Annotated in this window: 13 protein-coding genes, 3 tRNA genes and 1 other RNA gene; all 17 read right to left on the bottom strand. The window is 52.4% G+C overall.

Features of this window, described 5'->3' with window-relative positions; translation table 11 throughout:
* Nucleotides 1–797: 797 nt before the first annotated feature.
* The 17 genes from WCC56_RS16240 to sucC all read right to left on the bottom strand — a co-directional run bounded on the left by WCC56_RS16240 (nucleotide 798) and on the right by sucC (nucleotide 13,015).
* Nucleotides 798–873, bottom strand: a tRNA-Lys gene (locus WCC56_RS16240).
* Nucleotides 874–933: 60 nt separating this feature from the next.
* Nucleotides 934–1,009 (bottom strand) — tRNA-Lys (locus tag WCC56_RS16235).
* A 42-nt stretch (nucleotides 1,010–1,051) separates the two neighbouring features.
* Nucleotides 1,052–1,177, bottom strand: a non-coding RNA gene (locus WCC56_RS16230) — RtT sRNA.
* A 13-nt stretch (nucleotides 1,178–1,190) separates the two neighbouring features.
* Nucleotides 1,191–1,266 (bottom strand) — tRNA-Lys (locus WCC56_RS16225).
* A 164-nt stretch (nucleotides 1,267–1,430) separates the two neighbouring features.
* A complete protein-coding gene (gene cpoB, locus WCC56_RS16220; protein WP_424693372.1) occupies nucleotides 1,431–2,249 on the bottom strand; it encodes a cell division protein CpoB in 819 nt (272 codons plus the stop codon).
* 9 nt (nucleotides 2,250–2,258) lie between these two features.
* A complete protein-coding gene (pal, locus tag WCC56_RS16215) occupies nucleotides 2,259–2,777 on the bottom strand; it encodes a peptidoglycan-associated lipoprotein Pal (RefSeq protein ID WP_424693371.1) in 519 nt (172 codons plus the stop codon).
* Between the two features lie 44 nt (nucleotides 2,778–2,821).
* Nucleotides 2,822–4,114, bottom strand: a complete 1,293-nt coding sequence (gene tolB / locus WCC56_RS16210) for a Tol-Pal system beta propeller repeat protein TolB (RefSeq protein ID WP_424693370.1) — start codon at nucleotides 4,112–4,114, stop codon at nucleotides 2,822–2,824.
* Nucleotides 4,115–4,235: 121 nt separating this feature from the next.
* Nucleotides 4,236–5,504: a cell envelope integrity protein TolA gene (gene tolA, locus WCC56_RS16205; RefSeq protein ID WP_424693369.1), complete on the bottom strand. Its 1,269-nt coding sequence runs from the start codon at nucleotides 5,502–5,504 to the stop codon at nucleotides 4,236–4,238.
* Between the two features lie 29 nt (nucleotides 5,505–5,533).
* Nucleotides 5,534–5,965 (bottom strand): colicin uptake protein TolR, encoded by a 432-nt coding sequence (tolR, locus tag WCC56_RS16200; protein WP_424693368.1) that lies wholly within the window; start codon nucleotides 5,963–5,965, stop codon nucleotides 5,534–5,536.
* Between the two features lie 14 nt (nucleotides 5,966–5,979).
* Nucleotides 5,980–6,657 carry a Tol-Pal system protein TolQ gene (gene tolQ, locus WCC56_RS16195; RefSeq protein WP_424693367.1) on the bottom strand — a complete coding sequence of 226 codons (678 nt, stop codon included), beginning with the start codon at nucleotides 6,655–6,657 and terminating at the stop codon, nucleotides 5,980–5,982.
* A 5-nt stretch (nucleotides 6,658–6,662) separates the two neighbouring features.
* Complete coding sequence (gene ybgC / locus WCC56_RS16190) at nucleotides 6,663–7,067, bottom strand: tol-pal system-associated acyl-CoA thioesterase (RefSeq protein ID WP_013201331.1); 405 nt, start codon at nucleotides 7,065–7,067, stop codon at nucleotides 6,663–6,665.
* 213 nt (nucleotides 7,068–7,280) lie between these two features.
* On the bottom strand, nucleotides 7,281–7,574 hold the full coding sequence (ybgE, locus tag WCC56_RS16185; protein WP_424693366.1) for a cyd operon protein YbgE: 294 nt from the start codon (nucleotides 7,572–7,574) through the stop codon (nucleotides 7,281–7,283).
* On the bottom strand, nucleotides 7,574–7,684 hold the full coding sequence (gene cydX, locus WCC56_RS16180; protein WP_424693365.1) for a cytochrome bd-I oxidase subunit CydX: 111 nt from the start codon (nucleotides 7,682–7,684) through the stop codon (nucleotides 7,574–7,576). Before cydX ends, ybgE begins: the two co-directional genes overlap by 1 nt.
* 15 nt (nucleotides 7,685–7,699) lie before the next feature.
* On the bottom strand, nucleotides 7,700–8,839 hold the full coding sequence (gene cydB, locus WCC56_RS16175) for a cytochrome d ubiquinol oxidase subunit II (protein WP_424693364.1): 1,140 nt from the start codon (nucleotides 8,837–8,839) through the stop codon (nucleotides 7,700–7,702).
* Nucleotides 8,836–10,419: a cytochrome ubiquinol oxidase subunit I gene (cydA, locus tag WCC56_RS16170; protein ID WP_424693363.1), complete on the bottom strand. Its 1,584-nt coding sequence runs from the start codon at nucleotides 10,417–10,419 to the stop codon at nucleotides 8,836–8,838. Before cydA ends, cydB begins: the two co-directional genes overlap by 4 nt.
* 557 nt (nucleotides 10,420–10,976) lie before the next feature.
* The gene (sucD, locus tag WCC56_RS16165) at nucleotides 10,977–11,849 is read right to left on the bottom strand and encodes a succinate--CoA ligase subunit alpha (protein WP_424693362.1); all 873 of its coding nucleotides are present in this window, start codon (nucleotides 11,847–11,849) and stop codon (nucleotides 10,977–10,979) included.
* A complete protein-coding gene (gene sucC / locus WCC56_RS16160; protein WP_424693361.1) occupies nucleotides 11,849–13,015 on the bottom strand; it encodes an ADP-forming succinate--CoA ligase subunit beta in 1,167 nt (388 codons plus the stop codon). The genes sucD and sucC overlap by 1 nt, the downstream gene beginning before the upstream one ends.
* Nucleotides 13,016–13,102 lie beyond the last annotated feature (87 nt).

Here is a 13,102-nt window from a genome sequence, read left to right as displayed (position 1 = left end):
GTCACAAGCCTGGCGCCCCTGGCGAAGCTATGCGGTGATGCATATCTGGAAAAATCTGACGCCGGTTAAGGATAAAGGCTGAACGTCAAGGACGGCTGCGGTGGTTCGGCGCCAGCATAGAGCGCGTTGCTGAGGTCAAAACCGGCTGCGGTGGTTCGGCGTCAGCATAGAGCGCGTTATCCGAGACGCTCGTAGGGGAAAATGCAGTTCCACCCAAAGTCGCAGCAACAGTGGAAGCCTGGATGCAGCATCCCTGCTGCATACACTCGGCTAACGCGCTCTATGCCGCCACCCAATAACTTCCGTGTCGTTGAAGGGATTCGTGGACACACAATTCAACACCCACTCTTCAATTCCCAACTCAACCTGCCAATGTCGTTTTGCCTGCCAGATGTCCGCACTCATTTTTAAAGAGTGGGGAGAGTTTAATTGGCTGGAATGAGTTGAAGGTTGATTGATTTGGATGGTTTGAATGGTTTGACTGGTTTGAACGGGTTGAATGGGTTGAATGGGTTGAATCAGTAAATTTTGAAGTGTGTAGCCCCATTTGATCAGGCAAAACTGAATCTGAGGGGAAGGGAGAGAAGGTTGATAAGCAAAGTATCTGCGACATGGACGTCGCAGCTAAGCCTCCAGGGAGGATTCACGGCGTCTTTGTGTTCAACCTTCTCTCCCTGACCTCGCACCGGAACATCCAGACAAAGAGCCATAAAGCAAACCAGACACCGGGTAACACGATGCACCGCTTCATAATTCGCAGATAGCAAAAAGGCGCCTTTAGGGCGCCTTCTTAACATTGGTGGGTCGTGCAGGATTCGAACCTGCGACCAATTGATTAAAAGTCAACTGCTCTACCAACTGAGCTAACGACCCGCTTTCGCGGTAACACTTCACTTCGATGCCTGCTTAATCACTGACGCTTTTAAGACTTAATGGTGGGTCGTGCAGGATTCGAACCTGCGACCAATTGATTAAAAGTCAACTGCTCTACCAACTGAGCTAACGACCCGCATCGAGCGGTTACTGCTTTGTACTGCATACTGCTTTAAAGTGGTGGGTCGTGCAGGATAACTCGGCTACGCCTCGGCCTCTCGGCCCGTTGCTTATGGCAACGTTGGTTCGCTTCGCTCAACTCGAACCTGCTGCAGGTTCAAATCCTTCACGCTTAACACTTGTTACTACTTTAAAAGTGGTGGGTCGTGCAGGATTCGAACCTGCGACCAATTGATTAAAAGTCAACTGCTCTACCAACTGAGCTAACGACCCACTTTTGCGCTGCCAGAACGTTTTCACATATGTCCCTGCAACGGCGGCATATATTACTGATTTACCGATTCAGCGCAACCACTATTTTCAGATAACTTGTTCAACTGACTACCTTTCGTCCGCAAAGACCAGAAATACGGCAATATCTGGTCAAAGCTGCTCACTTACAGCGCAGCTGCCCGTTTGGCGGCATTTTTCGCTGCGTCGCTGTTTGGATAAAGTTTGGACACCTGCTGGTAAACGGCTTTGGCTTTCGCCGTGTCGCCCTTCTCCTGCATGATCACCCCAACCTTATACAACGCATCAGGACTCTTTGGTGATTTCGGGTAGTTTTTGACCACAGTAGCGAAATAATACGCCGCGTCGTCTTTCTTGCCTTTGTTGTAATTCAACTGTCCCAGCCAGTAATTGGCATTGGGCTGATAAGTCGAATCCGGATATTTCTTCACAAAAGCCTGAAATGCACTGATTGCCTGTTCGTTCTGTTTCTTTTCAAGAACCAGCGCGACCGCAGCATTATAATCAGTGTTGGCATCCCCGCTCTGCACAGGTGCCGCAGAGGCTCCTGAAGCTGCGCTGTTGCCATTTGCGGCATTATCGGCTGCAGCACCACCGGCAGCGGCTGCCGCATCACCAGAAGCGCCCTGAGCCTGTGCGTTGGCATTGCCACCGCCATTGCTTAAGGTATCAATCTGCTGGTACATGCTTTTTTGACGCTCAGTCATCTGATTCAGTTGATACTGATTTTCCTGAATCTGACCACGAAGAGAGTCGACATCGCGCTGTGAGTCGGAGAGCTGTTGCTGAAGTTGCTGAAGAAGTTGCCCCTGAGCATTGGAGATACGCTCAAGAGTAGTGACACGGTCTTCGACCGAGCCTGAGCCAACGTTACTGATTGACGCCTGGGCATTAGCGGCCCAAGGGGCCGCTACGCCAACCAGTAACGACAGACCCAACAAGTGAAGTCTGAAGTTACTAATCATGTGATTCTCTTAGTATACCAGTACGGCACGACGGTTTTTAGCATACGCTGATTCGTCATGACCCAGTACAGCTGGCTTCTCTTTACCGTAAGAAACGATAGAGATCTGGTCAGCAGAAACACCTTTGCCCTGCAGGTACATTTTAACAGCAGTAGCACGACGCTCACCCAGTGAGATGTTGTACTCTGGCGTTCCGCGCTCATCCGCATGACCTTCAACAGTCACTTTGTAAGATGGGTTGCTACGCAGGAAGTTAGCGTGAGCGTCCAGCATCTGTGCGAATTCAGACTGGATGTCAAACTTGTCCAGACCGAAGTAAACGATGTTGTTTTTCTGCAGTTCCTGCATCTGCAGGCGAGCCTGCTCGTCAGATGACATGTTGCCGCTGTTCATGCCGCTAGTGTTGTTAGCGCCATCGCCCATACCATTGGTCTGGTCGTTGTTATTGTTTTTGTGTGAGCTACAAGCAGCCACTGCGATTACTGGCAGTGCCAGCAATAAACCTTTCAGCACTTTGTTCAGTTGCATTTCTACAATCCTATTATTGTTAGCCATACATATTTACATATGCATCACAGATACGGCGACCAGGCAGGGAATTTTACCTGTCCATCGGTTGCCGGAAGACGCGCTTTGAAACGCCCATCAGTCGATACCAACTGCAATACGGAACCCATACCCTGAGTAGAGCTGTAGATTACCATGGTGCCATTTGGTGCGAGGCTTGGCGTTTCATCCAGGAACGTGTCCGTTAATTGTTGCACGGCTCCCGTTTCCAGATCCTGTCTGGCGATATGTTGCGCACCGCCGTTGGTGCTAACCATCACCAGTGATTTACCATCAGCACTGACGTCCGAATCCTGATTCTGTCCGCCTTCCCAGGTCAGACGCTGCGCGGAACCGCCACTTGCACTGATTTTATAGATTTGTGGACGACCTGCCTGATCGGAGGTGTAAGCCAGGCTCTGGCTGTCCGGGAACCAGGTCGGTTCTGTACTGTTATAACGGCCGTCTGTCAGCTGATTGATTTGGCCAGAAGCCAGATCCATCACGTACAGATTCAGGCTGCCTGTCTTCGACAGAGCAAAGGCCAGCTTAGTCCCGTCAGGGGAGAACGCAGGCGCACCGTTGTGACGTGGGAAAGAAGCAACCTGCTTGATGGCTCCGTTAGACAGAGTCTGAACCACCAGCGCTGATTTCCCGCTCTCGAAAGTGACGTAAGCCAGCTTGCTGCCATCTTTCGACCAGGCCGGAGACATCAGCGGCTGTGGTGAACGGTGAACGGTATTCTGGTTGTAACCATCGTAGTCAGACACACGCAGTTCATAAGGGAACTGACCGCCGTTGGTCTGCACGACATAAGCAATACGGGTGCGGAATGCTCCCTTAATGCCGGTCAGCTTTTCAAAGGCTTCATCACTGGCGGTATGAGCCGCATAACGTAACCACTGTTTGGTCACTTTATACTGGTTCTGAGCCAGAATCGCGCCTGGGTTACCAGAGGTATCTACCAGTTGGTAAGACACCAGGTAGCTGCCATCGGCACCAGGCTGAACCTGACCGACTACTACGGCATCAATCCCCAGCGCGGTCCAGGCAGCAGGCTGCACTTCAGCTGCTGTGGTTGGCTGCTGTGGCAGACGAGCACGATCCAACGGGTTGAATTTACCACTGTTACGTAAATCAGCAGCAACGATGCCACCGATATCTTCAGGTGCGGCGCCAGGGCCGGCCCATTTGAACGGGACCACGCCAATCGGACGCGCGGTGTTCACACCCTGGGTAATTTCAATGCGAACTTCTGCATGCGCCACGGCGACAAACAGCAGTAAAAAACTCATTGCTACACGAAATGCCTGCTTCATCTTTTCTCCCTTACCTGAACGCAATGTTCACGATAATTAGCAGTGTTCAAACGAACCAATAATGCCTCTATAGAGTACGGCAAGTTGACCATAGTTCAACTTGCCGGTTGTTACCGAATTCTTATGGCTTGAATCCCACAACGGCATCTTTTACTGCCTGATAAACTTCCGCACTTGGCGGTTTAGGCATTCTTGCTGAGCGGGCTGCAGTGATTGCAGCCTGACACAGTGCAGCATCACCGCCAGCAGCAGTGGCTGACACTAATGTGCCATCGGACATAAGCTTAATGTGGACATCACAAGTTCTGCCCTTAAACGTATCTGAATCATAGAACTTGCTTTGGATAGCGGCCTTAACCTGGCCCATATAGCTGTCAATAGCAGCGCCTGATGCACCAGCTTTCTTCTGATTACCCTGCCCTGCTGCAGCTCCACCGGCTTTACCCTGCTTCGGCGCGTTCTTGCCAGAGCTGAGTCCACCCAGTAAATCGTCAACATCGCTGGAATCTTTAGCGGCATCAGCCGCAGCTTTTTTCTTGGCGTCGGCAGCGGCTTTCGCTTTCGCGGCGGCATCAGCTTTCGCTTTAGCAGAAGCCTCTGCTTTGGCTTTCGCCTCTTCAGCCGCTTTCTCTTTAGCTTCCTGAGCTTCTTTAGCCTGGGTTGCCTTCGCTTCTTTCGCTTCTTCAGCCTTCGCTTTTGCATCGGCAGTGGCTTTCGCCTTCGCGTCTGCCGCTGCTTTCACCTTGGCGGCTTCAGCAGCCGCCTCTTTGGCTTCAGAATCAGCTTGTTTCTTGGCTTCGGCTGCGACTTTTTTGGCTTCAGCTTCGGCTTTTTTCTGGGCATCGGCAGCGGCCTGTTTGGCCTCTGCTTCGGCTTTTTTCTGCGCTTCAGCCGCAGACTTAGCCTGAGCATCAGCCTGCGCTTTGGCATCGGATTTCGCTTTAGCTGCGGCGGCTTCTGCCTGCTTCTGCTCTTCCTGTGCCTGCTTGGCCGCTTCCTGAGCTTGCTTCTGCTCGGTTGCCTGGGCAGCCGCTTGCTGCTTAGCCTCTTGCTGTGCCTGCAGACGCTCTTTTTCCAGCTCTTTCAAACGCTGCTGCTCAGCGGCCTGCTTCTGTTGCAGCTCTTCAGCCTGCTGTTGAGCCTGCTTCTTGCGCTGATTATCAGCCCGCTTGCTGTCGCTTTGCTGATTCTGCTGACGATTATACTGATCCACTACCGCACCAGGATCGACCATGACGGCATCGATATCACCCCCGCCACCGCCGCTGCTCGCGTCGATGTGTTCGTCAAAAGAGCTCCAGATCAGGACCGCAATGACAAGCACATGCAGGATGACTGAAAAGATAATCGCTCTTTTTAACTTATCGTTTTGCTCGGTTACCTTCGACACTCTCGATTCCCAAAAACGGTTCGAATAAATTAAATCGGCTGCGTCATTAATCCGACAGACTTAACGCCTGCCTGATGCAGCAAGTTGAGCGCCTTAATGATCTCGTCGTAAGGCACTTCTTTTGCCCCACCGATCAGGAATACCGTCTTCGGATTCGCCTGAATACGGCGTTGGGCTTCGGCTACTACCTGCTCAGGCGGCAGCTGCTCCATCCGGTCGTGATCGACCACCAGGCTGTACTGCCCCACGCCCGCCACTTCCACAATCACTGGCGGATTATCGTCACTGGACACAGTTTTTGAATCTGTAGCATCCGGCAGATCCACTTCCACGCTCTGAGTAATGATCGGTGCCGTTGCCATGAAAATCAGCAGCAGTACCAGCAAAACGTCGAGCAGTGGAACAATGTTGATCTCGGACTTCATCTCACGGCGACCGCCGCGACCACGAGTTCTGGCCATGCTAACCTCAGCTCTTACTTGGTGCTCTCGTTAGAGAACGCCTGACGATGCAGAATAGCCGTGAACTCTTCCATAAAGTTATCGTAATTCTGTTCCAGCTTATTCACGCGCTGATTAAGGCGGTTGTAAGCCATAACGGCTGGGATGGCGGCAAACAGACCGATCGCGGTGGCGATCAGCGCTTCTGCAATACCCGGCGCGACCATCTGCAACGTTGCCTGCTTCACCGCGCCCAGCGCGATGAAGGCATGCATAATGCCCCAGACCGTACCGAACAGACCGATATAAGGGCTGATAGATCCCACGGTTCCCAGGAACGGAATGTGGTTCTCCAGCGCTTCCATTTCACGGTTGAGGGAGATACGCATCGCGCGCGTTGCCCCTTCCACCACCGCTTCTGGCGCGTGGTTATTGGCACGGTGCAAACGGGCAAACTCTTTGAAGCCCGAATAGAAAATCTGCTCTGATCCCCCGAGCTCGTCACGACGAGCCTGGCTTTCCTGATACAGGCGAGACAGTTCGATCCCCGACCAGAACTTGTCTTCAAATGCATCAGCATCACGCCCGGCGGCATTCAGGATGCGCGTGCGTTGAATAATGATTGCCCATGAGGCGATAGAAAAACCAATCAAAATCAACATGATAAGTTTGACCAGAAGGCTCGCCTTCAGGAACAAATCAAGAATGTTCATGTCAGTCACTGCTTGAACTCCGCGACAATAGACTTGGGAAGCGCAATTGGCTTCATTAGATGTGGATTGATGCAGGCGATCAGCACTTCCGCTTCGTTCAGCGTCCGTCCTTCTGCATTCACAATACGTTGTGCGAAAGTCATGGTCGTTCTGGTCATACTTACCACTTCACACTGCACCTCGAGAAGATCGTCAAGGCGGGCAGCCGCAAGGTAATCGACCGTAATCCGACGCACGACAAACGCGACCTGCTGTTCCAGCAAAGCCTGTTGGTTGAAATGGTGCTGGCGCAACATCTCAGTTCGTGCCCGTTCATAAAACGCGACATAGCTGGCATGGTAAACCACACCACCGGCATCTGTGTCTTCGTAGTAGACACGGACCGGCCATCGAAACAGCGTTGTACTCACTCTACATCCCGGTAATGCTTTAAACGCTGCTACTATACGCAAGAGCATACGCCTTTGGAATGGGTTGCCAGAGGGTTGAGAAAATAATTATTGTTTAGAAACAAGCCGGAGGAAATACAGACAAATCCTGGACGTTTATTGACGTAATCTGAGGAAACCCGCGGTTTTTGAGGCCAGGGAAAGCAGGCGAAGCGAAACTCCGCCCGAGTAAACTTAGGAAAAGAAAAAGGACAGACCGAAAACCAGCACGATCCAGGCAGGAAGTGGTGAGAAAATTGCCTGCCAGCGGAGCCGACGAGGTCGAAAACCCACCCCGTGAATCACACCGGTGCAAACCGCCCACATCATCAATAATCCCTGCCAGATTTCCAGTGAACTGCTGTTCGCCGCAAACCGTTTCGGGTCCCAGAACATACAGCCCGCCAGCAGCAGGGCCATCAGTAAAGAAAGAGCCCTTAGCGGGCTCTTGTCCATCCACTGATAGAGGCGAGTTATCCCCTGCCCCATCAGAGTTTCTCTTTCACTTCGCTATCTTCTATATGCTCAATGGCCAGCGCTGTAATGATGCCGAAAGCACAGGCCAGCAAGGTGCCGAGGATCCAGGCGAAATACCACATTGTTCAGCTCCTCAATTAATAGAGAGAATGGGTGTTGTTTTCAATCTGCTCTTTGGTCAGTCGACCGAACATTTTGTAGTAACACCAGGTTGTGTACGCCAGGATAATTGGCACGAAGATAATGGCTGCAACGGTCATGATTTTCAGCGTAAGCAGACTTGAGGTGCTATCCCACATAGTCAGGCTCATGTTCGGCATCGTGCTGGAAGGCATGATGAACGGGAACATGGCAACACCAGCGGTCAGGATCACACAGGCCAGCGTTAGTGAAGAGAACACAAATGCCCAGGCCCCTTTCTCCAGCCGTGAACACAGAATGGTTAACAACGGCAGCACCACGCCCAATGCCGGGATGATCCACAGGATTGGTGTCTTGTTAAAGTTCACCCTCCAGGCACCCGCTTCACGGACCACTTCTTTACCCAGTGGATTTGAAGCTGCGTTGTGGTCCAGCACGGTAGTGACGACAAAACCGTCAATGCCATTCATTACCCAAACGCCAGCCAGAACGAAGCACACCAGCATCACCAGCGCAGAGATCTGCGCAGCCAGGCGGGAACGAACATGCAGTTCGCCCACGGTGCGCATCTGCAGGTAAGTTGCGCCCTGAGTCAGTATCATCGTCAGGCTGACAATACCGGCTAACAGGGCAAACGGGTTCAGCAGTTGGAAGAAATTGCCGGTGTAGAAGAGGCGCAGATATTCATCCATATGGAACGGCACGCCCTGCAGCAGGTTGCCGAAAGCCACACCAATCACTAGCGGCGGCACGAAGCTGCCAATAAAGATCGCCCAGTCCCACATCCCGCGCCAGCGGTTGTCTTCCAGCTTGGAACGGTAGTCAAAACCGATTGGCCGGAAGAACAGTGAGGCAAGCACCAGAATCATCGCGACATAGAAGCCAGAAAACGCGGCAGCATATACCGTTGGCCAGGCAGCAAACAGCGCCCCACCCGCGGTGATCAGCCACACCTGGTTACCGTCCCAGTGGGGCGCGATGCTGTTGATCATAATACGGCGTTCAGTGTCGGTGCGGCCCAGAATGCGGGTCAGCATCCCCACGCCCATATCGAATCCGTCGGCGACGGCAAAACCAATCAGCAACACGCCAATCAGCACCCACCAGACGAAACGCAACAGTTCATAAGTGATCATTGCAGAACTCCTGTCTTAGCGTCACGCGCAGCAATACTCGATTGTTCAAAGTGATAGCGTCCGGTCTTCAGGCTGCTTGGCCCGAGGCGAGCAAATTTGAACATCAGATACATCTCAGCGACCAGGAACAGCGTGTACAGACCACAGATCAGGATCATTGAGAACAGCAGATCGCCTACAGTCAGCGAGGAGTTAGCAACAGCAGTTGGCAGGACTTCACCAATCGCCCAAGGCTGACGACCGTATTCCGCTACAAACCAGCCCGACTCAATGGCAATCCACGGCAAAGGGATCCCGTACAAGGCACACTTAAGCAGGAAGGTACTTTTGCCTATGCGGTTGCGAATAACAGCCCAGAACGACCCGCCAATAATCAGCAGCATCAGTATTCCGGCACCCACCATAATACGGAAGGAGAAATACAACGGCGCTACGCGAGGAATTGAGTCTTTGGTTGCCTGTTGAATTTGAGCTTCGCTGGCATCAGCCACATTCGGCGTGTAGCGCTTCAGCAGCAGCCCATAACCCAGATCCTTCTTCACATCGTTAAATTCAGTACGCAAGGCGGGATCTTTGTTCCCGGAGCGTAATTGCTCCAGCAGGCTGTAAGCTTTCATGCCGTTGCGGATACGCACTTCATGCTGGCCCATCAACTCTTTCAGGCCTGTGACTTGTTTATCCACAGATCGGGTAGCAATCAGCCCCAAAGCCCAGGGGATCTGGATAGCGTATTTATTTTCCTGCGCTTCCTGGTCCGGAATACCAAACAGGGTGAAGGCGGCTGGTGCAGGCTGGGTTTCCCATTCTGCTTCAATCGCCGCCAGCTTGGTTTTCTGCACGTCACCAATTTCATAACCGGATTCATCACCCAGCACGATGACGGAGAGAATGGCGGCCATACCGAAACTGGCTGCAATGGCAAAGGAACGTTTGGCAAATGCCATGTCTCGCCCGCGCAGCAGATAGTAAGAGCTCACCCCCAGGATGAACATCGCACCACAGGTGTAGCCAGCTGCAACGGTATGCACGAACTTCACCTGCGCAACCGGGTTCAGGATCAGCTCAGAGAAGCTGACCATTTCCATACGCATGGTCTCGAAGTTGAATTCGGAGGCCACCGGATTTTGCATCCAGCCATTCGCCACCAGAATCCACAAAGCGGAGAGGTTTGATCCCAACGCCACCAGCCAGGTTACCGCCATATGCTGGACTTTGCCTAAGCGATCCCAGCCAAAGAAGAACAACCCGACGAAGGTAGACTCGAGGAAAAACGCCATCAGGCCTTCAATGGCCAGCGGTGCGCCAAAGATGTCCCCAACGTAGTGAGAATAATAAGACCAGTTGGTTCCGAACTGGAACTCCATGGTCAGCCCGGTAGCCACGCCCAGCGCAAAGTTAATGCCAAATAACTTGCCCCAGAACTTGGTCATATCTTTATAGATTTGTTTGCCTGAGAGCACATAGACCGTTTCCATGATCGCCAGCAAAAACGCCATACCCAGCGTTAAGGGGACGAACAGGAAATGGTACATAGCCGTCAAAGCAAACTGTAAGCGCGACAGTTCGACAATATCAAACATCTTGACTCCTTGCTCCTCACTCGAGGGGGGGTGACACAGTAAGAGCGGCCGGATGGCCGTGAAACAGGTCAGTGCCAGTATTTTTTTAAGCCAATTAAACAGGCCGCTTCACGCAGTAGAGATGACGATGAGCTTTGCTGTTATACCCTGTTGAAAGTAAAAGATTTGTGATGCCAGATTTATTTTATTTAACCGAATACAGATTTTTCTAATATTGCTTGAGACGTCAGTATTGATGCAGAGCAATTTAATCGAAAAACCTTTTTTTTATCCAGCTTTAAGAATTGATATAGATCGCACTTACTTGATCTGAATTAAAGTTTAATGACGTATTGATGTGCTAGAGACAGGTGGTTGTTAATTTATTGTATTGAATGAAATTCATTTTGAAATAATTTAGCAATAATTTCCGGTAAAATTTAACCAGACAAGCTTCCCTAATCTTAGTCAGGTTTCTCAGCTTTGCCCGCCTTAAGCTCTACTCAACCTCACTTTTTTGTCTGCCGCATAAAAAAGGCCACCCGAAGATGACCTTTGTATCGTTCAGAGAGCGTCAGTTATTCAGGCAGAACCGCTTTAACGGCTTCGCCGATGTCTGCCAGGCTACGAACGGTTTTCACACCGGCTGCTTCCAGCGCGGCAAACTTCTCGTCTGCAGTGCCTTTGCCGCCAGCAATGATGGCGCCTGCGTGGCCCATACGCTTGCCTTTAGGGGCAGTTACACCCGCGATGTAACCCACAACCGGCTTGGTCACGTGCTCTTTGATAAAGGCTGCAGCTTCTTCTTCCGCGCTGCCGCCGATTTCACCGATCATCACGATAGCTTCGGTCTGTGGATCTTCCTGGAACAGCTTCAGGATATCGATAAAGTTTGAACCTGGGATCGGGTCACCACCGATACCCACGCAGGTAGACTGGCCGTAGCCGATGTCTGTGGTCTGCTTAACAGCTTCATAAGTCAGGGTACCGGAACGGGAAACGATGCCGATACGGCCTGGCTGGTGAATGTGACCCGGCATGATGCCGATTTTACAGGCGCCAGGGGTGATAACACCTGGGCAGTTCGGGCCAATCATGCGCACGCCAGCTTCATCCAGCTTCACTTTTACGGTCAGCATATCCAGAGTCGGGATGCCTTCAGTGATGGTGATGATTAGTTTGATGCCCGCTTCGATAGCTTCCAGGATACCGTCTTTACAGAACGGCGCTGGAACATAGATAACTGAGGCTGTTGCGCCAGTCGCTTCTACCGCTTCACGTACAGTGTTGAACACTGGCAGACCCAGATGCTCGGTGCCGCCTTTACCAGGCGTTACGCCGCCAACCAGCTGCGTGCCATAAGCCAGCGCCTGCTCGGAGTGGAAAGTCCCCTGGCCACCGGTGAAGCCCTGGCAGATTACTTTGGTGTTCTTATCGATCAAAATGGACATTATTTACCCTCCGCTGCGGCAACAACGCGCTGCGCCGCGTCACTCAGGCTGGTTGCTGCAATGATGTTCAGACCGCTGTCTGCCAGTTTTTTGGCACCCAGCTCGGCATTGTTACCTTCCAGACGAACCACTACGGGTACGTTCACACCGACTTCTTCAACCGCGCCGATGATGCCGTCAGCAATCAGGTCGCAGCGTACGATGCCGCCGAAGATGTTGACAAATACCGCTTTCACCGCGTCGTCAGACAGGATGATTTTGAAAGCTTCGGTCACGCGCTCTTTGGTTGCGCCGCCGCCAACATCCAGGAAGTTTGCTGGCTGGCCGCCGCTCAACTTAACGATGTCCATGGTGCCCATCGCCAGGCCTGCGCCGTTAACCATACAACCGATGTTGCCTTCCAGTGCCACGTAGTTCAGTTCCCACTGTGCAGCCTGAGCTTCACGGGCATCTTCCTGGCTTGGATCGCGCATTTCACGCAGTTCCGGCTGGCGGAACAGGGCATTGCCATCAGCGGTCAGTTTACCGTCCAGGCAGACCAGATCGCCCTGCTTGGTGATCACCAGCGGGTTGATCTCTACCAGCGCCAGATCGCGCTCCAGGAACAGTGTCGCCAGACCCATAAAGATCTTGGTGAACTGGCCAACTTGCTTACCGGTCAGACCCAGTTTGAAAGCCAGCTCGCGGCCCTGGTAAGGCTGAGGACCGGTCAAAGGATCCAGCGCCATCTGGTGGATCAGGTGCGGGGTTTCTTCCGCAACTTTCTCAATTTCCACGCCGCCTTCTGTAGAGGCCATGAACACTACGCGACGGGTTGCACGGTCAACAACCGCACCCAGGTAGAGTTCCTGATCGATATCGGTAGCGGATTCAACCAGAATCTGGTTAACCGGCTGACCGTGCGCGTCTGTCTGATAGGTGGTCAGGCGTTTGCCCAGCCAGTGTTCAGCGAAAGCACGGATCTCTTCCTTGCTCTTCACTACCTTCACACCGCCCGCTTTGCCGCGGCCTCCGGCATGAACCTGACATTTCACTACCCACGGACCGGCGCCAATCTTGGAGGCGGCTTCTTCTGCTTCACGTGGAGTGGTGCAGGCATAACCGGTTGGTGCCGGTAAACCATACCGTGCAAACAACTGTTTTGCCTGATATTCGTGTAAGTTCATGATGTTCTATCCATTCAGGTCGGAAAAAACTTGGCCGAGTCTGGCATTTGCCATGGTCGGCCACACATAGGGTTGGGCGCAGCATTA

It is taken from the genome of Erwinia sp., assembly GCF_049696395.1.
GTDB lineage: Bacteria > Pseudomonadota > Gammaproteobacteria > Enterobacterales > Enterobacteriaceae > Erwinia.
Note: the sequence above shows the minus strand (reverse complement) of the source record. Positions and strands in the feature narration are given on the sequence as shown.

What these genes read in the sequence shown, in the direction of transcription:
- ybgE (WP_424693366.1), bottom strand. Translation starts at nt 7,574, where the DNA reads ATGGGGCAGGGGATAACTCGCCTCTATCAGTGGATGGACAAGAGCCCG.
- cydA (WP_424693363.1), bottom strand. Translation starts at nt 10,419, where the DNA reads ATGTTTGATATTGTCGAACTGTCGCGCTTACAGTTTGCTTTGACGGCT.
- cydB (WP_424693364.1), bottom strand. Translation starts at nt 8,839, where the DNA reads ATGATCACTTATGAACTGTTGCGTTTCGTCTGGTGGGTGCTGATTGGC.
- sucC (WP_424693361.1), bottom strand. Translation starts at nt 13,015, where the DNA reads ATGAACTTACACGAATATCAGGCAAAACAGTTGTTTGCACGGTATGGT.
- tolB (WP_424693370.1), bottom strand. Translation starts at nt 4,114, where the DNA reads ATGAAGCAGGCATTTCGTGTAGCAATGAGTTTTTTACTGCTGTTTGTC.
- pal (WP_424693371.1), bottom strand. Translation starts at nt 2,777, where the DNA reads ATGCAACTGAACAAAGTGCTGAAAGGTTTATTGCTGGCACTGCCAGTA.
- cydX (WP_424693365.1), bottom strand. Translation starts at nt 7,684, where the DNA reads ATGTGGTATTTCGCCTGGATCCTCGGCACCTTGCTGGCCTGTGCTTTC.
- tolQ (WP_424693367.1), bottom strand. Translation starts at nt 6,657, where the DNA reads ATGAACATTCTTGATTTGTTCCTGAAGGCGAGCCTTCTGGTCAAACTT.
- sucD (WP_424693362.1), bottom strand. Translation starts at nt 11,849, where the DNA reads ATGTCCATTTTGATCGATAAGAACACCAAAGTAATCTGCCAGGGCTTC.
- tolR (WP_424693368.1), bottom strand. Translation starts at nt 5,965, where the DNA reads ATGGCCAGAACTCGTGGTCGCGGCGGTCGCCGTGAGATGAAGTCCGAG.
- cpoB (WP_424693372.1), bottom strand. Translation starts at nt 2,249, where the DNA reads ATGATTAGTAACTTCAGACTTCACTTGTTGGGTCTGTCGTTACTGGTT.